General features: G+C 55.6%; 24 protein-coding genes. 16 read left to right on the plus strand and 8 right to left on the minus strand.

What is annotated here, in order from left to right; genetic code table 11:
- Positions 1-191: 191 nt before the first annotated feature.
- The 3 genes from N879_RS01065 to N879_RS01075 all read left to right on the plus strand — a co-directional run bounded on the left by N879_RS01065 (position 192) and on the right by N879_RS01075 (position 2,971).
- Positions 192-1,844 (plus strand): acyl-CoA synthetase, encoded by a 1,653-nt coding sequence (locus N879_RS01065; protein ID WP_009462125.1) that lies wholly within the window; start codon positions 192-194, stop codon positions 1,842-1,844.
- A 74-nt stretch (positions 1,845-1,918) separates the two neighbouring features.
- Complete coding sequence (locus tag N879_RS01070; protein WP_009462123.1) at positions 1,919-2,404, plus strand: YajQ family cyclic di-GMP-binding protein; 486 nt, start codon at positions 1,919-1,921, stop codon at positions 2,402-2,404.
- 48 nt (positions 2,405-2,452) lie between these two features.
- Positions 2,453-2,971: a GNAT family N-acetyltransferase gene (locus N879_RS01075; protein ID WP_235484219.1), complete on the plus strand. Its 519-nt coding sequence runs from the start codon at positions 2,453-2,455 to the stop codon at positions 2,969-2,971.
- A 91-nt stretch (positions 2,972-3,062) separates the two neighbouring features.
- On the opposite strand, the gene N879_RS01080 is transcribed toward N879_RS01075, so the two are convergent.
- Both N879_RS01080 and N879_RS01085 read right to left on the minus strand, forming a co-directional pair.
- Positions 3,063-3,824, minus strand: coding sequence for an ABC transporter permease (locus N879_RS01080; RefSeq protein ID WP_009462119.1), 762 nt, complete (start codon positions 3,822-3,824; stop codon positions 3,063-3,065).
- Entirely contained in the window at positions 3,821-4,765 is a 945-nt protein-coding gene (locus N879_RS01085; RefSeq protein ID WP_009462116.1) for an ABC transporter ATP-binding protein, read from the minus strand. Before N879_RS01085 ends, N879_RS01080 begins: the two co-directional genes overlap by 4 nt.
- Positions 4,766-4,826: 61 nt before the next feature.
- Between N879_RS01085 and tadA the strand changes: the two genes are divergently transcribed.
- The 6 genes from tadA (at position 4,827) to N879_RS01115 (ending at position 9,671) form a co-directional block, all read left to right on the plus strand.
- Positions 4,827-5,375, plus strand: a complete 549-nt coding sequence (gene tadA / locus N879_RS01090; RefSeq protein WP_051359103.1) for a tRNA adenosine(34) deaminase TadA — start codon at positions 4,827-4,829, stop codon at positions 5,373-5,375.
- A gap of 39 nt (positions 5,376-5,414) precedes the next feature.
- Positions 5,415-6,377: an LD-carboxypeptidase gene (locus tag N879_RS01095; protein WP_021446533.1), complete on the plus strand. Its 963-nt coding sequence runs from the start codon at positions 5,415-5,417 to the stop codon at positions 6,375-6,377.
- A 63-nt stretch (positions 6,378-6,440) separates the two neighbouring features.
- Positions 6,441-8,039, plus strand: a complete 1,599-nt coding sequence (locus N879_RS01100; protein ID WP_009462110.1) for an ABC-F family ATPase — start codon at positions 6,441-6,443, stop codon at positions 8,037-8,039.
- An 8-nt stretch (positions 8,040-8,047) separates the two neighbouring features.
- Positions 8,048-8,644, plus strand: coding sequence for an IMPACT family protein (locus tag N879_RS01105; RefSeq protein ID WP_009462108.1), 597 nt, complete (start codon positions 8,048-8,050; stop codon positions 8,642-8,644).
- Between the two features lie 208 nt (positions 8,645-8,852).
- Positions 8,853-9,383, plus strand: a complete 531-nt coding sequence (locus N879_RS01110) for a peroxiredoxin family protein (RefSeq protein ID WP_009462106.1) — start codon at positions 8,853-8,855, stop codon at positions 9,381-9,383.
- Between the two features lie 24 nt (positions 9,384-9,407).
- The gene (locus N879_RS01115; protein WP_009462104.1) at positions 9,408-9,671 is read left to right on the plus strand and encodes a DUF2024 family protein; all 264 of its coding nucleotides are present in this window, start codon (positions 9,408-9,410) and stop codon (positions 9,669-9,671) included.
- Positions 9,672-9,734: 63 nt separating this feature from the next.
- Here the strand turns inward: N879_RS01115 and trxA are convergent, their stop codons facing one another.
- Positions 9,735-10,115: a thioredoxin gene (gene trxA, locus N879_RS01120; protein WP_009462103.1), complete on the minus strand. Its 381-nt coding sequence runs from the start codon at positions 10,113-10,115 to the stop codon at positions 9,735-9,737.
- Between the two features lie 120 nt (positions 10,116-10,235).
- Complete coding sequence (locus N879_RS01125; protein ID WP_021446536.1) at positions 10,236-11,528, minus strand: NCS2 family permease; 1,293 nt, start codon at positions 11,526-11,528, stop codon at positions 10,236-10,238.
- A 188-nt stretch (positions 11,529-11,716) separates the two neighbouring features.
- Between N879_RS01125 and tsaD the strand changes: the two genes are divergently transcribed.
- Positions 11,717-12,775, plus strand: a complete 1,059-nt coding sequence (gene tsaD / locus N879_RS01130) for a tRNA (adenosine(37)-N6)-threonylcarbamoyltransferase complex transferase subunit TsaD (RefSeq protein WP_009462097.1) — start codon at positions 11,717-11,719, stop codon at positions 12,773-12,775.
- A gap of 3 nt (positions 12,776-12,778) precedes the next feature.
- Here tsaD and plsY read toward each other — a convergent pair whose 3' ends face one another.
- On the minus strand, positions 12,779-13,420 hold the full coding sequence (plsY, locus tag N879_RS01135; RefSeq protein WP_009462095.1) for a glycerol-3-phosphate 1-O-acyltransferase PlsY: 642 nt from the start codon (positions 13,418-13,420) through the stop codon (positions 12,779-12,781).
- A 115-nt stretch (positions 13,421-13,535) separates the two neighbouring features.
- On the opposite strand from plsY, the gene surE reads away from it, so the two are divergent.
- The 4 genes from surE (at position 13,536) to rlmD (ending at position 17,553) form a co-directional block, all read left to right on the plus strand.
- Positions 13,536-14,276, plus strand: coding sequence for a 5'/3'-nucleotidase SurE (surE, locus tag N879_RS01140; RefSeq protein ID WP_009462092.1), 741 nt, complete (start codon positions 13,536-13,538; stop codon positions 14,274-14,276).
- The gene (locus tag N879_RS01145; RefSeq protein WP_009462090.1) at positions 14,273-15,097 is read left to right on the plus strand and encodes a protein-L-isoaspartate(D-aspartate) O-methyltransferase; all 825 of its coding nucleotides are present in this window, start codon (positions 14,273-14,275) and stop codon (positions 15,095-15,097) included. The genes surE and N879_RS01145 overlap by 4 nt, the downstream gene beginning before the upstream one ends.
- Positions 15,098-15,120: 23 nt before the next feature.
- Positions 15,121-15,945, plus strand: coding sequence for a peptidoglycan DD-metalloendopeptidase family protein (locus tag N879_RS01150; protein ID WP_009462088.1), 825 nt, complete (start codon positions 15,121-15,123; stop codon positions 15,943-15,945).
- A 297-nt stretch (positions 15,946-16,242) separates the two neighbouring features.
- Positions 16,243-17,553: a 23S rRNA (uracil(1939)-C(5))-methyltransferase RlmD gene (gene rlmD / locus N879_RS01155; RefSeq protein ID WP_022983150.1), complete on the plus strand. Its 1,311-nt coding sequence runs from the start codon at positions 16,243-16,245 to the stop codon at positions 17,551-17,553.
- A gap of 321 nt (positions 17,554-17,874) precedes the next feature.
- Here the strand turns inward: rlmD and N879_RS01160 are convergent, their stop codons facing one another.
- Positions 17,875-18,543: a TetR/AcrR family transcriptional regulator gene (locus N879_RS01160; protein ID WP_021446538.1), complete on the minus strand. Its 669-nt coding sequence runs from the start codon at positions 18,541-18,543 to the stop codon at positions 17,875-17,877.
- Positions 18,544-18,761: 218 nt separating this feature from the next.
- On the opposite strand from N879_RS01160, the gene N879_RS01165 reads away from it, so the two are divergent.
- Both N879_RS01165 and N879_RS01170 read left to right on the plus strand, forming a co-directional pair.
- Positions 18,762-20,174 (plus strand): NAD(P)/FAD-dependent oxidoreductase, encoded by a 1,413-nt coding sequence (locus tag N879_RS01165; RefSeq protein WP_031232000.1) that lies wholly within the window; start codon positions 18,762-18,764, stop codon positions 20,172-20,174.
- Between the two features lie 154 nt (positions 20,175-20,328).
- The gene (locus tag N879_RS01170) at positions 20,329-22,773 is read left to right on the plus strand and encodes a penicillin G acylase (protein WP_009462078.1); all 2,445 of its coding nucleotides are present in this window, start codon (positions 20,329-20,331) and stop codon (positions 22,771-22,773) included.
- Positions 22,774-23,196: 423 nt separating this feature from the next.
- On the opposite strand, the gene N879_RS20930 is transcribed toward N879_RS01170, so the two are convergent.
- Both N879_RS20930 and N879_RS01180 read right to left on the minus strand, forming a co-directional pair.
- Positions 23,197-23,541 carry a nucleotidyltransferase domain-containing protein gene (locus N879_RS20930; protein WP_009462076.1) on the minus strand — a complete coding sequence of 115 codons (345 nt, stop codon included), beginning with the start codon at positions 23,539-23,541 and terminating at the stop codon, positions 23,197-23,199.
- Entirely contained in the window at positions 23,538-23,942 is a 405-nt protein-coding gene (locus N879_RS01180; RefSeq protein WP_009462074.1) for a hypothetical protein, read from the minus strand. Before N879_RS01180 ends, N879_RS20930 begins: the two co-directional genes overlap by 4 nt.
- Positions 23,943-23,944: the final 2 nt, after the last annotated feature.

Here is a 23,944-nt window from a genome sequence, read left to right on the forward strand (position 1 = left end):
TTCAGGTAGGGGGCAAACTGTCAGCGAGCAGTCAGCCGGTCGCGATATATACCTAGGATAGCGTGTCATTATGCGCCTCTATAGCTAAAAAGGCGATCTTGCCCAAAGGCGCGTAGCCAGCTAATGTAAGAGCGCAATTATCAGACGGACCGCCGTGAATTTCGGTTAGCCCGCCCTTTTTTGGAGACTTTGTGGTGAGTATTTACGATCAGGATTTGCCCCAGACAGACGCCAATTATCGTGTTTTGTCGCCGCTGGATTTCATCGAGCGCAGTGCTTTTGTCTACCCTGACTACCCGGCTCTGGTTTACGGGCCCGCCCAAAACGGCATCAAGATGAGCTGGTCGCAGCTGTATGCCCGTACTCGTCAGCTGGGCAGTGCGCTGTCCAAGGCTGGGGTTGGCAAAGGCGATACCGTGGCCGTGATGTTGCCCAATACTCCGCCCATGGTTCAGGCACACTTTGGTGTGCCCATGTGCGGTGCCGTACTGAATACCTTGAATACCCGTCTGGATGCCAGCACCATCGCTTATATGCTGGATCACGGCGAAGCGCGTGCGGTGCTGGTGGACAGCGAATTTGCCGCCGTCATGAAAGAAGCCTTGAGCCTGCGCGAAAGCAAAGAGCCCATTCTGGTCATCGACGTCGTGGACAATTATTTTGACACCGGCGCAGAACGTATCGGCTCGCAAACCTACGAAGAGTTCGTGGACGGTGGTGACCCGGATTACGACTGGCAATTGCCCGCCAACGAGTGGGATGCGATTGCCCTGAACTACACCAGCGGTACCACCGGCAAGCCCAAAGGCGTGGTCTACCACCACCGTGGCGCGTATCTGGGGGCCTTGTCCAATGTCTTGGAATGGGACATGCCCAAGCACGCGGTCTATCTGTGGACCCTGCCCATGTTTCATTGCAATGGTTGGACTTTCCCCTGGGTGATTGCGGCCCGTGCTGGTGTGAACGTCTGTTTGCGCAAGGTGGAAGCCCAGGCCATGGTCGACAATATGGTCGATTACGGCGTCACCCACTATTGTGGTGCGCCGATTGTGCACTCTCTGCTGGTCAACTCCGACGAAGCGCTGAAGTCCCGCCTGCCCAAGGGCGTGTCGGCCATGGTGGCAGGCGCTGCACCTCCGGCCACCATGATTGAAGGGATGGAGCGCATGGGCTTTGCGCTGACCCACGTTTACGGCCTGACCGAAACTTATGGCCCCGCCTCGGTCTGTGCGCAGCATGCACCCTGGAGTGAACTGGATATCCAGGAACGTGCGCAGCGCAATGCCCGTCAAGGTGTGCGTTATCACCTGCAAGGGGGCGTACAGGTTTTGAATCCGCAAACCATGGAGCCCGTTCCTGCCGATGGCGAGACTATGGGCGAGATCATGTTCCGCGGCAATATCACCATGAAGGGGTATTTGAAGAACGCGCAGGCCACCCAGGAATCCCTGGGCGGTGGCTGGTTCCATACCGGCGACCTGGCCGTGTGCGAGCCGGACGGCTACGTACGCATCAAGGACCGCAGCAAGGACATCATCATTTCCGGGGGCGAGAATATTTCTTCCATCGAGATTGAAGACGTCATGTATCGCCATCCAGCCGTGCAGGCGGCGGCCGTTGTAGCCCAGCCGGACGAGCGTTGGGGTGAAGCGCCTCACGTTTATGTGGAGCTGCGCCCCGGTGCGGAAGTGACGGTGGAAGAACTGCGCGCGCATTGCCGTCAGTACTTGGCTGGCTTTAAAATACCGCGACATTTCAGTTTTATGGAGTTGCCCAAAACGGCAACAGGTAAAATACAGAAATTCGCGCTGCGTCAGCAGGCCAAGCAAGCCGCTTCGGACTAAGAGCAGCGTTTTCTAAAAAGCACACAGGTCGCTTCATGCGGCCTGTCTGCACTTAAGGAACAGGACGGTTAGGAATGCCATCTTTTGACGTTGTATCCGAGGTCAACACCCACGAACTGCGTAATGCAGTGGAACAAGCCAGCCGCGAACTGGCTACCCGTTTTGACTTCAAAGGTACGGATGCCAAATTTGAACTCGAAGACGAGAACACCATTTTGCAATCGGCTCCCAGCGTGTTTCAGCTCGAGCAAATGATGCAGATTCTGCGTGGCCGTATTGCTGCCCGCGGTATTGATGTGCGCTGCCTGGAGACCGAGAAGGTTCTGGAAAACGTGGCCGGCGCGCGGCAGAAAGTGAAAGTGCGTCAAGGTCTGGACCAACCTACGTCCAAGAAACTGATCGCCGCCATCAAGAACGCCAAGCTGAAAGTGGAGACGCAGATTCAAGGTGAAAAACTGCGTGTAACCGGCAAGAAACGGGACGACTTGCAGGCTGCCATCGCTTTGTTGAAACAGACCGATGTGGAATTGCCTTTGCAGTACGATAACTTCCGCGACTAAACCGAGTGAAACGGCACGGTGGCGACGTGACGCCGCCGTGTATCAGCTATGAATGTACGAATTGAATTAATGCGTGTGCACGATCTGGGTCAGGTGCTGGAAGTCCAGGCGGATGTGTACGACGCGGATATTCTGGAAGACCGCAGCTTCTATCAGAACCGTCTGGATCTGGCTCCGGATAGCTGCTGGGTGGCACGTGATACTGACAATCAACTGCAGGGTTATTTGGTGTCCTACCCTTGGGCGGGCCTTTTGCCGCCGTCCCTGGGCGATGCGTTGAGTAGCCTGCCTTCGCCCGCAGACCAATGGTTTATTCACGACTGCGCCGTGATGCGTCGCGCGCAAGGCCGTGGGGTGGCCGGAGCTTTGTTGCAAGCCGGTCGCCGCTATGCCTGGCAGCGTGGCTTGCGTCGTTGCAGTCTGGTGTCTTTGGGACCGGCCGTGGGCTATTGGCAGCGTCTGGGCTACAAGCCGATTGAAGGGGTGCCTGCACCCGTGCTGGAAGCAAAGCTGCGTCAGTATGGAGAGCAAGCCAGTTTTATGGATTGCGCTGTGCATCCCGATTGAACTGTTCTGAGGAGACGTTCAGTATCTAGCGGCTGCGTGTCCTGTTCGAGTTCTCAAAAAAAGGCCGGGAAATATTCCCGGCCTTTTTTATTTACGGGCGCAATCGATAGCCCGTTTTGAAAATCCAGCCCGCCACGGCAAGAAACACACTTAAAAACAGCAGTGTCATGCCCAGGCTCAGCCACACATTCACATCGGCCAGATCAAAGAAACTCCAGCGAAAGCCGCTGATCAGGTACAGCACCGGGTTCAGCAAGGTCAGTTTTTGCCAGAACTCGGGCAGCATGTCGATGGAATAGAAGGTGCCGCCCAAAAAGGTCAGTGGCGTCAGAATCAGCATGGGCACGAATTGCAGCTTTTCAAAGTTGTCGGCCCAGATACCGATAATGAAACCCAATAGACTGAAGGTCAGGGCGGTTAAGGCCAGAAAGCACAGCATCCAGATAGGGTGGGCAATTTCGTAAGGCACAAATAGCCGCGCCGTGATCAGGATGATAGCCGCCAGAAACAGTGACTTGGTGGCTGCTGCGCCCACAAAGGCCAAGGTCACCTCGAAGTGTGAAATGGGCGCAGACAGAATCTCGTAGATATTGCGCGTAAAGCGCGGAAAGTAAATTCCGAAGGCGGCGTTGGAGACGCTATGGGTCAACACCGACAACATGGTCAGCCCAGGCACGATAAACGCGCCATAGGGCACGCCGCCGATTTCATTGATGCGATGGCCAATGGCAGCGCCAAACACCACAAAATACAAGGCGGTGGAAATCACGGGGGCTACGATGCTTTGCAGCAGGGTGCGTCGGGTGCGTGACATTTCGTAGCGATAAATGGCCAGGATGGCGTACCAGTTCATGACTGTGCCCCTACAAACTCAACGTAAATATCTTCCAGACTGCGCTCGCGGGTATGGATGTCGGTAATGGTCAGCCCCGCTTGCCCAACTGCCGCCAGCAAATTGCTCAAGTCATGACCTTGTTCGCGGTTGGTCAAGGGGTAGAGCAGGCTCATGCCGTCGGCAGTGCTTTGCAGTCCCAGCGTTTCCAGCGCAGCGGGCAGGGCGCTGATCGGCTCGGCCAGATTCAGGCTCAGGGTTTTACCGCCCAGGCGGCGCATCAGATTGTCTTTGGTTTCCACCAGCTGCAGTGAACCTTTATTGATGAAGCCGATGCGGTCGGCCATCTCCTGGGCTTCTTCGATGTAGTGGGTGGTCAGAATAATGGTGACCCCCTGGCTGCGCAGCCGTTTCACCAAGGCCCACATACCTTGGCGCAAGGCCACGTCCACACCGGCGGTAGGTTCATCCAGAAACAGGATTTCCGGTTCATGGGAAAGCGCCTTGGCGATCAGGACGCGGCGTTTCATGCCGCCCGAGAGCGTAATCAAGGGGCTGTCTTTCTTGTCCCATAGCGACAAGTCCTTCAGAATCTGTTCGATCAGGGCCGGATTGGGGGCTTTGCCAAACAGGCCACGGCTGAAGCTGACGGTATTCCAGACTGTCTCGAAGGAATCGGCGCTTAGCTCTTGCGGCACCAGGCCAATTTTCTGGCGGGCGCGCTTGTAGTCGGCGACATTGTCTGCGCCATCTACCAGAACGGTGCCGCTGCTGCGATTGACCAGCCCGCAGATAATACTGATCAAGGTGGTTTTGCCTGCGCCGTTGGAGCCGAGCAGGGCAAAAATCTCGCCCCGCCAAATATCCAGGTCCAAAGCGTGCAGGGCTTGATGCCCGTTTGCGTATTGTTTGCTCAGGCCTCGAACACGCAAAATAGCGTGAGAATCAGGAGTGTTCTGCATAGACAGTAAAATGACCCTTTTGCTGTGCCGACAGGGTTTGAATAACGCAATGGATTTGACGATGCCAACTAGCTTACCACCGCCAACAGAGAGTGACGTTTTGAGTGATGCTCAGGCTATGGCTTTAGCCTTGGAGCAGGCTCAACTGGCGGCCAGCATCGGCGAGGTGCCCGTAGGTGCCGTACTATTGGATGCGGACGGCAGGCTGCTGTCTGTGGGCTCCAATCGCACGGTTTGTGATCACGATCCCACCCAGCATGCCGAGATCGTGGCCTTGCGCGCCGCGACGCGTAAAGTTGGCAATTACCGTTTGCCCGGAGCCAGTCTGTTTGTGACTCTTGAGCCTTGCATGATGTGCTTGGGGGCCTTGTTGCATGCGCGTCTGTCGCGGGTGGTGTGGGCCGCAGCCGATCCGAAGACCGGAGTGTGTGGCAGTGTGGAGTCCTTGCATTTGCATCCCACTCTGAATCACCACACCCGTGTCTCGGGTGGTTTGATGTCCGAAGAGGCGGCCCAGGCCTTGCGGGATTTTTTCCGCGAACGACGCGAACAGAAGAAGTTGCAAAAGCAGGCTCAAACAGTCCAATCGCCGCTGGATGGCGCCCAGTAGTCTCGCTAAAATGTCAGCACTTTATTTTCAAGGTTAATCATGAGCAGCCCCGAGCACGACCATCATCACCATCACCACGAACATGGCCAGTGCCATTGTGGGCAGCAGGACAGTTCGGGCATTTACCTGTTTTCGCCCTCTGGCCAGATCCTTGAACCCAAGCGCCTGGAGCTGGCAAGCCAGCGCCTGAACCAACTGGGCTTTGCCGTGGACATAGACCCGGACGCCCTGGCGGTGGATGAACGCTTTGCCGGTACGGACGCTCAGCGTCTGGCCGCGGTACAGCGTTCCTTGCAACAGCCTCAGCCCATTGTGATGGCGACACGCGGTGGCTACGGTTTAAGCCGCATTCTGGGCCAGATCGACTGGCGCGCGGTAGCCGACAGTGGCAAGCGTTTTGTCGGCATGTCGGATTTCACGGCCTTCAATCTGGCCTTGCTGGCGCAAACTGGTGCCATCAGCTACACCGGCCCCACCGCCATTGCGGACTTTGGTGGCGATGAAACCGATGAATTGACGACCGAACTGTTTGGCGAATTGATGCGTGGCGAGCTGGAGCTGTTCAGCTTTGAGTCCGAGGGTTCGGATGCCGTCGATGGTCACGGTGTTCTGTGGGGCGGCAATCTGGCCCTGGTTTGCTCCTTGCTGGGCACGCCGTACTTCCCCAATATCAACGGCGGCATCCTGTTCCTGGAAGACGTGGGTGAAGCACCGTACCGAGTCGAGCGCATGTTGACGCAGCTCTGGCATGCCGGCGTGCTCAATCGTCAGATGGCGGTGGTATTGGGCCGTTTTACGGCTTACAAGACAGGCGCTTCGGATAATGGCTTTGATATGGATTCGGTGGTGCGCTGGTTGCGTGAAACCGTCAAAGTCCCGGTCGTAACGGGCCTGCCTTATGGACATGTGGACGTCAAGGTCAGCCTGCCTATTGGCAAGGAAGTGGGCCTGGCTACCGAGGACGGCATGGCTTATCTGGTTCTGGATGAGCACGAACACTAACGGATTTCGCGCCTGCTTGATACACTACTGGGTTGAACTCAACCTTTTTCAAAGTACGTTTACGTGATCTCCACCGCTAATTTAACGATCCAGTTTGGTGCCAAGCCTTTATTTGAAAACGTCAGTGTCAAACTGGGCGGAGGCAACCGCTATGGCCTGATTGGTGCCAACGGGTCGGGCAAGTCTACCTTCATGAAAATCATTGGCGGCGACCTGGAGCCAAGCGGGGGTAATGTATCGCTGGATCCGGGCGTGCGCCTGGGCAAGCTGCGTCAGGACCAGTTTGCCTACGAAGACAAACGTGTGCTGGACGTGGTGCTGATGGGCCACACAGAAATGTGGAACACCATGCAAGAGCGTGATGCCATCTACGACAATCCAGAGGCCACCGAAGAAGACTATATGAAGGCCGCCGAACTGGAGGCCCGTTTTGCCGAGTACGACGGTTATACCGCCGAGAGCCGTGCCGGTGAATTGCTGATGGGTCTGGAAATTCCGGTCGAACAGCATCAGTTGCCCATGAGCGAAGTGGCTCCGGGCTGGAAACTGCGTGTGCTGCTGGCACAGGCCCTGTTCTCCAACCCGGATGTCCTGCTGCTGGACGAGCCGACCAACAACCTGGATATCAACACCATCCGTTGGCTGGAAGATGTGCTCAACAGCTACCAGAGCACCATGATCATCATCAGTCACGATCGTCACTTCCTGAATCAGGTCTGCACTCACATGGCTGACCTGGATTACGGCGAGCTGCGTGTCTACCCCGGCAACTACGACGATTACATGCTGGCGTCGGTGCAGTCGCGCGAACGTGTGCTGGCGGCCAACTCCAAGGCCAAAGAGCGTATTGGCGAGCTGCAGGACTTTGTGCGCCGTTTTGCCGCCAACAAGTCCAAGTCCCGCCAGGCTACCTCGCGACTGAAACAGATTGGTCGCTTGAAGGCAGAGACCATCGAAGTGAAGCCTTCTTCGCGTCAGAACCCGTTTATTCGTTTTGAACAGAAAAAAGTTCTGCACCGCCTGGCCGTGACGGTCGAGGGCTTGAGCAAGTCCTACGATCATCCCATCATCAAGAACTTCTCGGCCATGATTGAAGCGGGCGAGAAAATCGCGATTGTGGGTGCGAACGGTGTGGGTAAGACGACTTTGCTGCGTTTGCTGGCCGGTGATCTGACTCCTGACAGCGGCTCGGTGGTCTGGTCCGAGAACGCTGATATCGGCTATATGGCTCAGGACGTCTCGGACGAGTTCGATACCGAAGACAATGTGTTTGACTGGATCAGCCAGTTCCGTCAGGCCGGCGACGACGATCAGTCTTTGCGCTCGGTGCTGGGCCGCATGTTGTTCTCGGCCGATGACATCATCAAGCCCGTGAAAGTGCTGTCGGGTGGCGAGAAAAACCGCATGACTTTCTCGCGTCTGATGCTGGGTCGTCACAACGTCATGCTCCTGGACGAACCGACCAACCACCTGGATATGGAATCGATCGAGTCCTTGCAGATGGCCATGGAAAAGTTTGAAGGCACTCTGATCTTCGTGTCCCATGACCGCGAGTTCGTCTCCGGCGTGGCAACCCGCATTATCGAAGTGATGCCAGAAGGCCGTCTGGTGGATTACCGCGGTGGCTACGAAGACTATCTGGCCAGCCGCGAGCAGGACTGAGGCTAGGGGTGGCCGTCTTTACCCTGCGTGAGCCCACCAGCTTCGAGCAGGACATCAAAAAAAGCCGCTTTCTGGCACTGGCTGCGCCTGTAGACAGTGCCAGCCAGGCTTTGGCTTTTTTCCAGGCCAAGGGTGTGCCCGATGCCACGCATAATTGCTGGGCCTACAAGATCGGGTCGGAATACCGCTTTAACGATGATGGCGAACCCGGCGGCACGGCCGGGCGTCCCATTTTGCAAGCCATAGAAGGCCAGGATTGCGACCGTGTTGCGGTACTGGTGATACGTTGGTTTGGGGGCGTCAAGCTGGGTACGGGTGGCCTGGTGCGCGCCTATGGCGGCGTGGCCGCTCAATGTTTGCGTCTTGCTGACAAGCAGGAGCTGATTCCCATGGCAGCTTTGCGCTGCCGTTGCTCCTTTGCCGATCTGGCTTTGGTTCAATCCCGTTTCGACAGCTTTGGCGTTCAGGTTCAGGACGAGCAATTCGATGCTGAAGGTGTGCAGTGGCTGTTGAATCTGCCGCTCGAGCATAAAGCTGATTTTCAACAGTCCTTTATCAATATGACGCGTGGCCAGGGGGAATGTGAACCCCTGGACCAAGCCTAAGTCACCCTCGGTTCTGCCCAAGGTCTGCAATGGACCTCTGGTCGCCATCTTCCTTGATGGAGTTTTCTGGACGAAAAGGTATCTTTTCCAGACGATTATCCCTCTGCACCGTCCAGGCAGTGGCCATACTAAATACCTCTGATTCCTTCTAAGTCTGTATCCAGCCTGCGGGTATGATCGGGTTTAGTCAGCATTGTGAGTGTAAGCCATGTCCTACGAGATCCATGCCAGCCAGTGGCTCAATACGACCGCTCCATTAAGCTTGGCGTCCTTGCGTGGCCGCGTGGTGGTGGTCACGGCCTTTCAGATGCTTTGCCCTGGTTGTGTCATCAACAGCCTGCCGCAAGCCAAGAAACTGGATACGCTGTTCTCGCGCGATGATCTGCGCATCATAGGCCTGCATAGCGTGTTCGAGCATCACGACGTGATGGGCCCTGCAGCTTTGCAGGCGTTTGCCCATGAGTACCGCTTGAATTTCCCCATCGCCATTGATCAGCCTTCAGACAGCGGCCCCTTGCCGCGCACCATGAAGGAGTGGGGCCTGGGCGGGACACCATCTACCATTATTTTTGACCGTGATGGCAATCTGGCTCTGAAGGAATTGGGCCATCTGGACGATCTGCGTCTGGGTGCGTTTGTCGGCCAGCTGATTGCTCGCCGCCCGGCGCAAGCAGACAAGAAAGAGGGGGTGGCGGACAAGCAGGATTCTTCCTCTTGCGGGCCGACCTGTACCTACTAGGTTTTTTGCTGAAAAGGGTTTGTCATGAAGATTGCGGTGTTTGATACCTACGTTGTGCGTCCTGACGGGCGTCGTATGCACTTTGATATCTTGGTCAGCGACGATGCCAAGGATATGGACAAGGTCTTGAGTTATGGTCAGCGCTATCTGGCGGCCAAAGGGGTGAATGTGGAAAACTTCACCTCGCGCGAGTGCCGCTTCTGCCATACGGAAATGGCTTCTGCGCCGGTCGAAAATGAAATCAAACGCAGTGGCTTCGCGATTATCGAGTTGGAAAACTGCGACTAAATCGCATTCATGCAAAAAAAACGCCAGACAAATCGTCTGGCGTTTTTTCTGGGGCCGGGCAAATCAGGCCTGGTCAGGCTGCTGGTTTTGCTGGGCAGCAATTTCAGCATGGACTTTTTCCATGTCCACAGCCTGGACCTGTTCGATCAGATCGTCCAGCTGGGCAGCGGAAAGGGCACCGGCTTGCGAGAACAGCAAGACGTTTTCACGGAAAACCATCAGGGTAGGGATGGAGCGAATACGCAGGCCAGCGGCCAGTTCCTGCTCTTCTTCCGTGTTCACCTTGCCAAACGTCACGCCGGGGTGCTTGGCCGCTGCTGCGTCAAAGACAGGGGCGAATTGGCGACATGGACCGCACCAAGGAGCCCAGAAGTCGATGATCAGGGGTTTGCCGTCTTCTACTGCTGCCTGGAATGTTTCTTCGTTCAGTTCGACGATGCTCATGGGGGAGCCTCCGCAATAAAAAAGCGGCTGATGGTGTTCAGCCGCTTCGTTAAACATGCAATCAGTGTACTCGTTTTCCAGGCAGCCCTAAAGCGCCAAACGAGTTTGCTAAAGGGTTTTTCATTCCGTAGCGATTGCGTACTTGATCACAAACAAGATGGCGACAATCAGTGTGGCCAGGTGGATACTGCGCCAGCGGCCGGTTGTCAGCTTCAGGATCACGTAGCTGATAAAACCAAAGGCCAGACCGTTGGCAATCGAGTAGGTGAAGGGCATGGTGAAGGCAGCCAGGGCAGCAGGCACGGCCTCGGTCATGTCGTCCCATTTCACTTCAGTGATCTCGCGCATCATCAAGCACGCCACATACAGCAAGGCGGGGGCGGTGGCGTAACCGGGAACGGTCGCGGCCAGTGGCGAGAAAAACAGGGCCAGCAGGAACAGGACACCAATGGTCAGCGCTGTCAGACCGGTACGGCCACCTGCTTGCACACCCGAGGCGCTTTCCACATAGGCAGTGGTGCTGCTGGTACCCAGCATGGAACCGGCCACAATGGCGGTACTGTCAGCCAGAAGGGCGCGGCCCAGGCGATTGGGCTTGCCTTCTTCAATCAGGCGAGCGCGCTTGGCAACCCCGATCATGGTGCCCGTGGCGTCAAACACCTCAACCAGAACCAGAACCAGAATCACGTGCACAAAGCCGGTGTGCAGGGCACCCATGATGTCCAGCTGCATGAAGGTGGGCATCAGCGAGGGTGGAGTGGAGACGACACCACCAAATTCGCTGTGACCGGTCAGCATGGACAGAATGGTCACGGCCAGAATGCCGATCAGGATTGCACCGCGCACCTTCAGCGCGTCCAGGGCGGCAATAATAAAGAAACCCAGAATTGCGTACAGGGCTGCGGGCTGGGTCAGGTCACCCAGACCAATCTTGGTGGCAGGGTGGGCCACCACAATACCCGAGTTCATCAGGGCGATCAGGCCCAGGAACATGCCGATACCGGCGGCAATGGCGCTTTGCAGGGATTTGGGAATGCCCCGAATCAGCCAGGACCGGATGCCAGTCACCGTCAGAATCAGGAAGATGACGCCGGAAATAAAGACCGCGCCCAGTGCCTGTTGCCAAGTATAGCCCAGGGTGGCGACCACGGTGAAGGCAAAAAAGGCGTTCAGGCCCATGCCCGGTGCCATGCCGATAGGCCAGTTGGCCACAAAGGCCATGATGAACGTGCCCAGAGCAGCAGCCAGGCAGGTGGCTACAAAAATGGCATTGCGATCCATCCCTGTGGACGACAGGATGTCTGGATTCACAAAAATAATGTAGGACATGGTCAGGAAGGTAGTGATACCTGCCAGGACCTCGGTACGGACGTTGGTGCCATGCTCAGTGAGTTTGAAGAGACGTTCAAACATGGGCAGCCTCCTTGTGATTATTAGGCGATTGGAGCGTGAAATTATCGATGCGGGATTTTAACCACGAGTGTGCCACTGCGTCGCCCCCCTTTGTCGCGATGTATCGGCACAACCCAGACACTATCCGCTGATTGTCTTGAGGGGATAAATTCCTATTTTCCCCAATACAGCAGGCTAAAATAGGCGCCATGAATATTCTTGGATTTGAAAGTTCCTGCGATGAAACTGGCGTGGCGCTGGTCAGCACGGAACAGGGCCTGCTGGCCCATGCCTTGCACAGCCAGATCGCCATGCACCGTGAATATGGTGGGGTGGTGCCTGAACTGGCCTCTCGCGATCATATCCGTCGCGTCCTGCCTTTGACACGGCAGGTGTTGGCTTCTTGCCATATGCAGCTCGATCAGGTCGATGCCATTGCCTATACCGCCGGCCCCGGTCTGGCCGGTGCCTTGCTGGTGGGAGCTAGTGTGGCGCAGTCGATTGCCTGGTCGCTGAAAAAACCGACGATTGCTATCCATCACCTGGAAGGTCATTTGCTCTCGCCCTTATTGGCCGAGCCGCGTCCCGACTTTCCCTTTGTGGCCTTGCTGGTCTCGGGTGGCCACACTCAGCTGATGCGTGTAGATGGTGTGGGTCAGTATGAATTGCTGGGTGAAACGCTGGACGATGCAGCAGGCGAAGCCTTTGATAAAAGCGCCAAGCTGATGGGCCTGGGTTATCCCGGCGGCCCGGCCTTGTCGCGTCTGGCTGAACAGGGTGACCCCAGCGTCTACGAGCTGCCGCGTCCCATGATGCACAGCAAGGATCTGGATTTCAGCTTTAGTGGTTTGAAAACTGCCGTGCTGACGCGCTTGCGCAAGCTGGAAGCGGAAGAGGGCGGGATTACTGAACAGCAACGCGCTGATCTGGCTGCTGCGACCGAGGCCGCCATTGTGGACGTGCTGGCCGCCAAGGCGATCAAGGCCTTGAAGCAAACGGGCTTGAAACGTCTGGTGGTTGCCGGTGGTGTGGGCGCCAACCGCCACTTGCGGGCTTATTTACAGAAAGCCGTGGCGCGTTTAAAGGGCGAGGTGTTCTTTCCACCGCTGGAATTCTGTACCGATAACGGTGCCATGATTGCTTTTGCGGCGGCCATGCGTGTCAAGCACGGTTTGGTTACTTTGGATGATAGCCAGCATGGCTTTGCCATCCGGCCTCGCTGGGATCTGGCTTGTGTGAACCAGCCTGTCTCCCAGCAAGAGCGTTAGTGCTTATTTTTTCTTGGAACCGATCTTGCTTTCTTTGCCCGTCATCAGACGACGAATGTTTTCCTGGTGACGCCAGAGCAAGAAGGCACTGATCAGGGCCAGGGCCGTGGCAATAGAGGCATTCATGGGCCAGACCACCTTGGCACCGAGCAGGTAAAACAAGGGGGCAAACACGGCACTGATGATGGCTGCCAGCGACGAGTAACGGCTGACATAAGCGATAATCAGCCAGGTGGCCGCGGTAGCCAGAGCCAGCCAGGGCAGCAGGGCCAGGATGACACCCAGCGCGGTTGCCACGCCTTTACCGCCTTTAAAGCCCAGAAAGACCGGGTACAAGTGACCCAAAAAGGCAAAAAAGGCGCTGACACCCAGTAAAGTCGGTGCCCAGCCCCAGTTGCTGATGGCCTGTTGGGTCAGAAAGACAGCCAGCCAGCCTTTGAAGGCATCACCCAACAAGGTCAGGACAGCTGCTTTTTTATTGCCGCTACGTAGTACATTAGTGGCTCCCGGATTTTTCGAACCAAAGGTGCGAGGGTCTTGCAAGCCCATGATCTTGCTGACGATTACGGCAAACGGCAAGGATCCCAGCAAATAGGACAAGAGGGCGACAAGCGGGGCGGCCACAGCAAAAGAAACGGCGTTCATGAGGATTGAGCTCCACAATTATTGTTGCGCGGATTCTACCGGCCTTGCAGCAAAATACCAAAGGCAGCGGGTACAATTTGCTGCCCCTGTTAGATTTTTAACGGAAAAGTAAAGCATGCGTATTCTGGTCTCCAACGATGATGGCTATACAGCAGCCGGTATCGAGGCTTTGTATGAAGCCTTGCAAGGACTGGGTGAGCTGACTGTCATTGCACCCGAGACCAATTGCAGCGGTGCCAGCAATTCCCTGACCTTGAATCGTCCCCTGTCGCTGCGCCAGGCCAGCAATGGTTTTTATTTTGTTAATGGTACACCGTCCGATTGTGTGCACGTGGCCCTGACAGGCCTGCTGGATTTTCGTCCCGATCTGATTGTGTCCGGTATTAATAATGGCGCCAATATGGGCGACGACACTTTGTATTCGGGCACGGTAGCGGCCGCGATGGAAGGCCATTTGTTTGGTATTCCCGCGATTGCGTTGTCCCTGATCGAACGCGGCTGGAAGAACCTGGACAGCGCAGCGCGCGTGGCACGGGATCTGGTACAGCGCTGTCAGAAGAAGCCGTTGGCGGCCAATACCTTGCTGAACGTGAATATTCCGTGTTTGCCCTACGAAGCCTTGAAGGGCACGCAAGTCACCCGCCTGGGCAAGCGTCATCCTTCGGAGCCGGTCGTAAAAAGCCAGACGCCTTATGGCGAACCCGTGTACTGGATTGGCCGTGTCGGTGGTGTGTCCGATAGCGAGCAGGGCACAGATTTCGGTGCCGTCGAACAAGGTGCAGTATCCATTACGCCCTTGCGCGCGGACCTGACTCACCACGAGCAACTGGCCGGATTGCGGGACTGGATGCAATGACAAGTAAACCAGGCAAGCGCTATCCTTTTGCAGACGGCACTCGGAACCGGTTCGGCAAGTCCAGCCTGGGCAGTGGCCTGTCTGCCAGCAATAGCAATACCCGTATTGTGCAACGGGGCCAGTTACAACCGACACCCTCGGCCATTTTGTCACCGCAAGTGTCAACAAGTGTCAACCTGGGTTTGAACTCGGAACGCTCGCGTGGCATGATGATCGAGCGCTTGCGCCGTCAAGGAATTACCGACGAACGAGTGCTGGCGGCCATGCAGGCAGTACCGCGCCATCAGTTTGTTGATCAGGGTTTGGCCAGTCGGGCCTATGAAGATGATGCCTTGCCTATCGGCTTTGCGCAGACCATCTCCCAGCCTTGGGTTGTAGCCCATATGATCAGCTTGGTGTGTGACCAGAAAATACCGACCAAGGTGCTGGAAGTGGGAGCCGGATGTGGTTATCAGGCTGCTGTTTTGGCACAATTGGTCAAAGAAGTGTATGCGGTAGAACGTATCAAAGGCTTGTGCGATATGGCTCGCGATCACATGCGCCAATTAGGGCTGTCGCAACGGGCTCGAATAATGTTTGGTGACGGAATGCAAGGTTACCCTGCCGCGGCACCATATGATGCTATTGTTGTGGCGGCAGCCGGTCCGGTCATTCCCAGAACCTTATTGGAACAATTAACATTGGGGGGGAGACTGATCGCCCCTGAAGGTACGACACAACAGCGCCTGGTTTTGGTGGAACGCACCGGACAGGCTACTTGGCGTCGTGAAGAACTTGATGCGGTTCGCTTCGTGCCGATGCGAGCCGGAACCCAGATTTAGTCAGATATTCTCAGGAGATTTATATGCAGCATGCAGTCAGGTTACCGTTAACCGCTGCTTCCACCGGTACACAGTGGTTCTTGACGCCCCGTCAGTGCCTGGTGGCGGCTGTGGTCACCAGTACCCTGCTGGCTGGTTGTGCAAGCCGTAATGAGCGTGCCCCAGTCACTGACCTGAGTTCCTCTTCGGCGGCAGGCAGCGTCAGCAGTGCCTCGGGTACCTATGTGGTACGCCCTGGTGATACGCTCTACAAGATTGCACAAGCGCACGGCATGGACGTGAACTCGCTGATCCAGTTGAACCAGATTACGGATCCTTCCATGTTGCGCGTGGGTCAAACCTTGCGTCTGGATGGCAATACCTCGATGGCGGCGGTGACGACTCGCCCAGCCGGTAGCGGTAGCACACAGACCTCGCCCGTCAGCCCGGCCACGCCGGTCAAGACTGAAACGCCCGTGTCTGCGCCTCGCGCCAGCGACGCGGCCCTGATCGCCTGGGGCTGGCCTGCCAGTGGCAAGATCATCCAGGGTTTTAATGCCTCGACCAAAGGTATTGATATCGAAGGCAAGGTGGGCGACCCCGTGGTTGCCGCTGCGGATGGCAAGATCATGTACGCCGGTAACGGTGTGCGCGGTTTAGGCTCCATGGTTCTGGTCGGTCATAGCAATGGCTTTATCACTGCCTACGCCCATAACAGTGTCTTGCACGTTAAAACGGGTCAGCAGGTGAAGAAGGGGCAGCGTATTGCCGATCTGGGTCAGTCTGACACCACCTCGCCACGACTGCACTTCGAGATTCGTCGCTCCGGTACGCCGGTCAACCCGATCTCGTACCTGCCTACGCGATAAGCTCGGTATCTGGACTGAAAAAAGCGGCTTCTGGCCGCTTTTTTTGTGCCTTGTCGTTGGCCGCTCGGGGAGGAATGACTCGTTTAATGAAAATCCACCTCCATGCTTGAAGGCCATGCCTCTTGTTCAGCCCGGGTACAACAGATTTCATCGTGTCGCCGAGCCGCTATGGCCGCGTTCTGCTTGTTTTTACCCGTTGTGCCGAATGCTCATTGTAAAATCAGCGATTCGCCATCGTTTGCAGCAATGCAACTGCGCCATTCTGCTTGGCAGGACGCTTATTTAGGTTTTTATCGAATGTCTGACGTATTGTTAATTGAATCGCTGGATCTGGAAGGACGCGGCGTCGCCCACAAAGAGGGCAAAGTGGTGTTTGTGGAAGGTGCCTTGCCCGGCGAGGCAGTACTGGCCGAGACGGTGCGCTCCAAGGACTCTTACGATAAAGCCCGCATGACGGCCTTGTTGAAAGCCTCGTCGCAGCGTGCTGAACCTCCCTGTCCCAACTTTGGTGTTTGTGGTGGCTGTGCCATGCAGCATCTGGAGCCCTCGGCCCAGGTTGCGGTCAAGCAGCGCGTGTTGGAAGATTCCCTGGGTCATATTGGTAAGGTAAAGCCAGGTCGCGTGCTGGCACCCTTGCACGGTCCTTACTGGGGTTACCGTTATCGCGCCCGTTTCTCCATGCGCTACGTGCCTAAAAAGGGTGGGGTGCTGGTCGGTTTCCGTGAAAAGAATGGCCGCTATGTGGTGGACATGACGGAATGTCGGGTACTGCCTGCCAAGGTTTCTGCCTTGCTGGAACCCTTGCGTTCCTGTCTGGCTGGCTTGTCCCGCCCCGATCGCCTGCCGCAGATCGAACTAGCTATGGGCGACAAGATCACAACCTTGACCTTGCGTCATATGGAGCCGCTGACCAGCGAGGATATCCAGCGTTTGCAGGATTTCGGGCAGGAGCACGACATCAGCTGGTGGTTGCAGCCCAAGGGCCCGGAAACGGCGCACCCCTTGCTGCGCGAAGATGCGGACAAGCTGGCCTACGCACTGCCAGAGTTTGATTTGCGCATGCCGTATCGTCCTACCGACTTTACGCAGGTGAACCATGACATTAACCGAAGCCTGATCTCGCGTGCCTTGACCTTGCTGGACGTCAAACCCGAGCATCGGGTGGCGGACTTGTTCTGTGGTTTGGGTAACTTCAGCCTGCCGCTGGCACGCCGCTCCGCCGAAGTGGTCGGGATTGAAGGCAGCAGCACCTTGACTGAACGTGCCGGTGAAGCGGCCTTGGCCCACAACCTGCAGGACAAGGCGAAATTTACTACCCTGAACCTGTTTGAAGTGGACGTGCAATGGCTGCGTGACCTGGGGCATTTCGACCGCATGCTGATTGACCCGCCACGCGATGGTGCCTTCGCTGTGGCCACCGCTTTGGCGCAGCTGGAAAAGCACGAGCGCCCCGAGCGTCTGGTTTATGTGTCCTGTAGCCCAGGTACTCTGGCTCGGGACGCCGGTGTATTGGTTCACCAGGGTGGTTATACGCTGGAATCGGCCGGTGTGGTGAATATGTTCCCGCATACGGCACACGTGGAATCAATTGCCGTCTTTACACGCTAAGTACACCTAAGCAGGCTTCAACTAAAACGCCCTGCAAATTGGACAGAGTTCCAGTTTGCGGGGCATTTTGTTTTTTCTTGGGGGCTTTGTCAGCTCGTTCGCCCAAGGTGCTGTTGCCTTCAATCTCGACCAGTTGGGTGGTATCGCGTTTTGAAGGCTGGCGGAAAGATCAGTCGCGTTCAGGTGCGTTTCTCGAGATGTGGGCATGAGCCAGCCTGTGTCCTTGCCAAGGTGGCCGGCAGCTATATGCTTTTTATCACCACGTTTGAAGGCTAGGCTGGCTGATCGGTTTTGTGTGTTTGATTCGGTCCGTTGCTGGTTTTACTGCTTGGTGGCAGGTGTCGCCGCTTTACCAGCATGGGCAATCAAGCCATCGTGTATCAGCTCCATCATCATCTTGAATACCTGCTCGGATTGCAGATGCACAAAGCGCGGCAGAATCTGGCGCAGCATAGGCACATCCTCGGCGGGCCATTGTTCCAGTTCGTTTAGCTCTTCTTCAGTCACCGGGCGGATAAGCCCACCCAACTCGCCCTGAATCAATCCATATAAAGCGGCATACCAGCCCACACAGGCGGCGGGGATTTCGGCATCGCTCAAACCGCCATCACGCAAGGCCCTGTATACCTGCTCAAGAACCAGATAGTCGGCCTTGCCGGTATTCAGAAAACGCTGCATTTGCTGAAAAGTCTGTGGGTGGCCCAAGGCCAGCTCACGATACTGTCGGGCCAATTCATACAAACGCTCTGTCCACGACAGACCCGTATCCACAGCTTGAATGCGGCCTGTCAAATAATCTGCCATCGCACGCAGCAAGCCGTCCTTGGACTTGAAGTGATAGAGCACGGCCATTGGATCGCAACCGACTCGTTCCCCCAGTTTGCGTAAAGAAAAGCCGCTGTCGCCGACTTCCTCCATCAAGGTGACGGCGGCGATGACCAGCTCGTCCTTATTCAGTTTGCGTGTGCGCGTGGCGGGTGCTTGGGCCAATAGAGTTCCTTTGATAGGGAAAGGGCAGATTTGCCAAGTTTAACTCTACAGAGTAGAATAAATTAATTCTACAGCGTAGAAGAAGATCGTTCCACCCCGTTTTTACAACGGGGTGTTGATAACGAGACAGAACGGAACGCCGCGTTGACGGGGCGTCACCGGAGCATTCCGCTCTGTGATCCAGGCGGCCAAAAGGCCGTAACAGACACAGGACATTTATGCTTATTTCTAAACCGACTCTTTTAAATGATGTTTCCAATGCAGAGAGCCTGCTGGTCAGTAATCCCCGATTGTGGAACTGGCGACAAGGCCATCTGAACGAAGCTGTCGCGCCCGCGACGTATTACGAAGCATCACTTGCCCCCTGGAACCGCTTTGAGCCTCTGCAAGCCGACACGCAATGTGATGTGCTGGTAGTGGGTGGTGGCTTGCTGGGTGCCTCTACCGCCTTGCACTTGGCCCGCTCTGGCCTGGACGTGGTGCTGGTAGAAAAAGACAGTATTGGCTCTGCCGCTTCAGGCCGAAACGGTGGTCAGTTGACTCCCGGCCTGGCCCGTTGGGAAGCCGCAGACATGATTGCGCATCTGCCTTTGGATGAAGCTCGCCGCTTATGGCGCTTCGCGTCCCATGAGGCTATGGATCTGCTCGATCAGATTGCTCAGGATTACGAGCTGGATTTTGATCGTCGTCGTGGTCATTTAACGGCTGCCATTCACGCAGGCCATATGGGCGCATTGGTAGAGGGGGCGGATGCCCGACGCTATCTGGGCGATACCAGCGTGGAAGTTGTGGGTAGCTACGAGCTGGAGCAGGAAATCCGCTCGCCCTTGTATCATGGTGCTGTGGTGGATACTCTGGGTGGTCAGTTGCATCCCCTGGCGCTACTGCGCGGACTGGTTTACGGCCTGGTTCAGCACGGCGGTCGAGTTTACGAAGGCAGCCCGGTCGAGGAAATCGAGCAGACGGAAAAGGGCGCTTTGGCTATCACCCCCGGTGGCACGATTCTGGCCCGTCAGGCCTTGGTGCTGGCCGTGCATGATACGACTTCGCAGTTCTTGCCGACGCAATCCAATACCACTGTCCCGTTCTATACCTATGTGGGTGTGACTGAACCTTTGGAGTGTCCAGTCAGCGAGTTGCTGCCAACAGACCGTGCGGTGTATGACACGCAATTCCAGATCGACTATTACCGCGCCGTGCGTCAAAACCGCCTGTTGTTTGGCGGGCAGGGTACAGGCACCAGTTGGTCCCCCGAACGTATCAATGACTACCTGCTGGATCGTATTCAGACCGTTTTCCCGCAGCTGGAACAGGTACAGCTGGACTTTTCCTGGAGCGGGATCAGTGACTTTACTCTGAACGGGGCAACTGACTCGCGTAAAACCGAGGATGCGGTACCCGTGTACATGGTGCATGGCTGGAGTGGTCACGGCGTAGCGCAAACCGTGCGTATTGGTAAAGCCATTAGTGACGACGTCATGGGTCGCAACGAGGACTTTGCCATGCTGACGGATATTACCCATCGCAGCATTCCTCTGGGCCATCAGTTGTCCGGCCTGGCGATCCCTGTGGTCAAGGCAGCCATTGGCATGATGAGTGCGGTGAATCCCGGTCGTCTGGTGTCTTTCTAAATACGTTTTCAAGCCTTTGCTTAGCAGCGCTGACTAGGGCAAGCCCTTACTTGTTTTCGATCCTGATTGTTTTACATTGTGATTTCCTATTCGTATTGGCTTCAATATTTTAGGTTCATAATAATTTTCAGTATCATAAAAACAAGGGACAGATATGCAGAAAGGGCTTGTTCGTACAGGGGTTACGGCCGCTGGTTTGATCTTGGGTTTGGCGGGGGCACCGGCCCACGCGCAGGTGCAGTCGGTAGAGGTGATGCGTGACAGCTATGGTGTGCCGCACGTCTTTGCCGACAGCCACTATGGCTTGTATTACGGCTATGGTTATGCGGTCGCCCAAGACCGTTTGTTCCAGATGGATATGGCGCGCCGCTCCTTTGTAGGCACAACAGCCGCTGTTCTGGGTCCTGGCGAGCAGGATGTCTACGTCAAGTACGACATGCAGGTGCGCCAGAACTTCACCCCGGCTTCCATTCAGCGGCAGATAGCAGCCTTGTCCAAGGATGAGCGCGATATTTTCCGTGGCTATGCCGATGGCTATAACGCTTATCTGGCGCAGGTGCGCCGTCGTCCAGAACTGCTGCCTAAAGAATACATAGACTTTGATTTCCAGCCCGAGCCGCTGACCGACTTTGATGTGGTCATGATCTGGGTGGGCTCCATGGCCAACCGCTTCTCCGACACGAATCTCGAAGTCACCGCGCTGGCCATGCGTCAGTCTCTGGAAAAACAGCACGGCCCGGAACGTGGCCGTGCCTTGTTTGATGAGCTGCTGTGGATCAATGACACAACAGCCCCCACCACCGTTCCGGCCCCCGCCGCCCAGCGCAAGCCGCAGGCGCAAGCAGGGTCACAGAATTTGACCCATGTTTCTTCACAAGTTCTGGCTGCCGAGCTGGCGCGTCAGGACAAGCATTGGGGTGGCCGTGGCCCGGACTTTGCACCCAAGGCCAGTAATCTGTGGAGCACCCGCCCCGAGCGTGTTCAGGATGGGTCTACCGTCCTGATCAACGGCCCGCAGTTTGGCTGGTACAACCCGGCCTACACCTACGGTATCGGACTGCACGGCGCGGGCTTTGATGTGGTGGGCAATACGCCTTTTGCTTATCCGATTGTTCTGTTCGGTACCAATAGCGAGATTGCCTGGGGGGCGACTGCTGGTCCTCAGGACGTGGTGGATATGTACCAGGAGAAACTGAACCCGGCGCGCGCCGATCAGTACTGGTTCAAGAATGCCTGGCGCACGATGGAGCAGCGCAAGGAGCGTATCCAGGTACGCGGTCAGGCTGATCGTGAAATGACGATATGGCGCACCGTACACGGCCCCGTGATGCAGTTTGATTACGAACAGGGCACGGCTTACAGCAAGAAGCGCAGCTGGGATGGTTATGAGGTGCAGTCCTTGCTGGCTTGGCTGAATGTAGCCAAGGCGCGCAACTGGACGGAGTTTCTGGATCAGGCCAGCAAGATGGCGATTTCCATTAACTGGTACTACGCCGACAAGCACGGCAATATCGGCTATGTCTCGCCGGCCTTCCTGCCCCAGCGTCCTGCCGATCAGGACATCCGCGTGCCAGCCAAAGGGGACGGCAGCATGGAGTGGGAGGGCATCAAGAGTTTTGACGCGATTCCTAAAGCCTACAATCCGCCGCAAGGCTATCTGGTCAACTGGAATAACAAGCCCGCGCCGGATAAAACTAATACGGATACTTACTACTGGACCTATGGCGACCGCATGAACGAGTTGACCAGCCAGTATCAGGACAAGGACGTCTATAGCGTGCAGGAGATCTGGGAGTTCAATAAAAAAGCGTCCTATAGCGATGTGAACTGGCGCTATTTCCGTCCGCATCTGGAAAAGCTGGCGCAAAGTCTGCCTGCCAATGACGCTGGTCAGGCGGCGTTGAAGACCTTGCTGGCCTGGGATGGCGTGGAACACGATCAAGCTGGGCAAAATGCCGGACCGGCACGGGTGCTGTTCAAAACCTGGCTGGAAGAAATGTACAAGCAGGTCCTGATGCCGGTGGTGCCTGAATCGCATCGTGCCATGTATAGCCAGACAGGGTTTGCAACGCAGCAAGGCCCCAATCCAGGTTCGACCAACTTGAGCATGGGCACCAAGGTCCTGCTGCGTGCGCTGGCACTGGAAGCCAATCCTGATCCCAAGCGTGTGAATGTCTTTGGTGAGCGCTTTTCTCAAGAAATCATGCACACGGCTTTGCAAAATGCGCAGACCCGCTTGAGCCAGGAGCAGAGCACTCAGATGGAGCGCTGGACCATGCCGACCTCGGTGCACCGCTTCAGTGACAAGAACTTCACGGGAACTCCGCAAACGATATCGGGCAATACCTTTGCATTCGCGGGCTATCAGAATCGTGGAACGGAAAATAATCGTGTGGTGTTCAATGCTCAAGGTGTGGAGTTTTGTGATGCCATGCCACCCGGTCAGAGCGGATTCACGGATCGCAATGGCGTGCGCAGCCCGCATTACGAGGATCAGCTCAAGCTGTATGAGAACTTTGAGTGCAAGACCATGGATGTGACGCATACGGACATTCGTCGCAATGCGCAAAGCAGCACGATGCTGCTGATTCAGCCTTAGTCATAAAGTTGAGTGTGGCACCCGCACTTTGAGGCGGTGCCGCTTCTTTGATCGTTGCTGGAGGGTCTATCAGGCTAGGAGATGTCGTTAGTAAAGGTAGCTTGCCAGTATTAGCAGCTAAGCTGAGTACGAAGTCTAAGCTGCAAATCCGGGCAGGCAGAAGTGGAAGTAGGTCGAAGCGGTAAATGTATTGACTTAGGTTGATCTGACAGACGCTAGCAGATCTATCGGACAGAAAACGATCCAGAGTGGTTATCTAAATTACCAACGTCCAAGGTACGCGGCGTTGAAGCTTGACTGGGTGGAGGGTATCAATTCTGACGATGAGGGTGGCGAAGCCATGGCCTGCGTTAGCGTCAGCCTTACCTCCCAGTTAGGCCATGGTTTTGTTCTTTGCGTTGTACTTGATGTGCCACTTGGGGCCTAAATCCTGTTGGGAGAATATTTGAATTGGGTGCCTGGGCGGATAGTGGCGATTTTTATAATAATCTTTTCGATGGAGGCCAAATCAAAGCCTTCTGCTATGCGACCAATATGACGTGCATTTGATTTAGTTAGGAAATTGAAGGATTTTTCGGCTTCTTTGGATAGCATCGTTATGTGAAATTTTCCATTGAACTGCTGAATAGTTCTCTTGCAAGATATGGCCATCATGCAGGATTCAATTGTTCGGTTGTTATGTATAACTGCTATGTCTATATCAGAAAATTTGTTACTGTCGTTAAAGTAGGAGCCAAACCCATAAATATCTATGTAATTAGGCGTCATTGGGTGTGATTCATCTTCTCTCGTTCATATTGGGTCATATATTCCCAGTAATTAGGTTTGTTGATTGCAGCCATAAATCCTCGTATGTCGAAGATGCCCACCTCCTCCCTCATTCTTTCAAGCTTAGTTTCAAAGCTGTAGCTACACCAATTTGAACTAATCACTACAGCATCCACTTTTCCATAATTAGCTATTAGTTCGTAATAAGCGGCATCGTCAAATGCGTAACATTCGCAAATGAACACCTTGAGAACGCTGTTGCTTGTAAGTGTTATTTCATAAAGCCCGGTGCTGATGAGCTTAAATCCTGACACTTTGCTGTGCTCTCTCATTCGTTGTTCAAAGAAATTGTAGTGTTTGTAGTAGCTGAGCCACGGAAATTCGCTATTGTGCGCAGGCATTT

It is taken from the genome of Alcaligenes sp. EGD-AK7, from assembly GCF_000465875.3.
Classification (GTDB): Bacteria; Pseudomonadota; Gammaproteobacteria; order Burkholderiales; family Burkholderiaceae_B; genus Alcaligenes; species Alcaligenes phenolicus.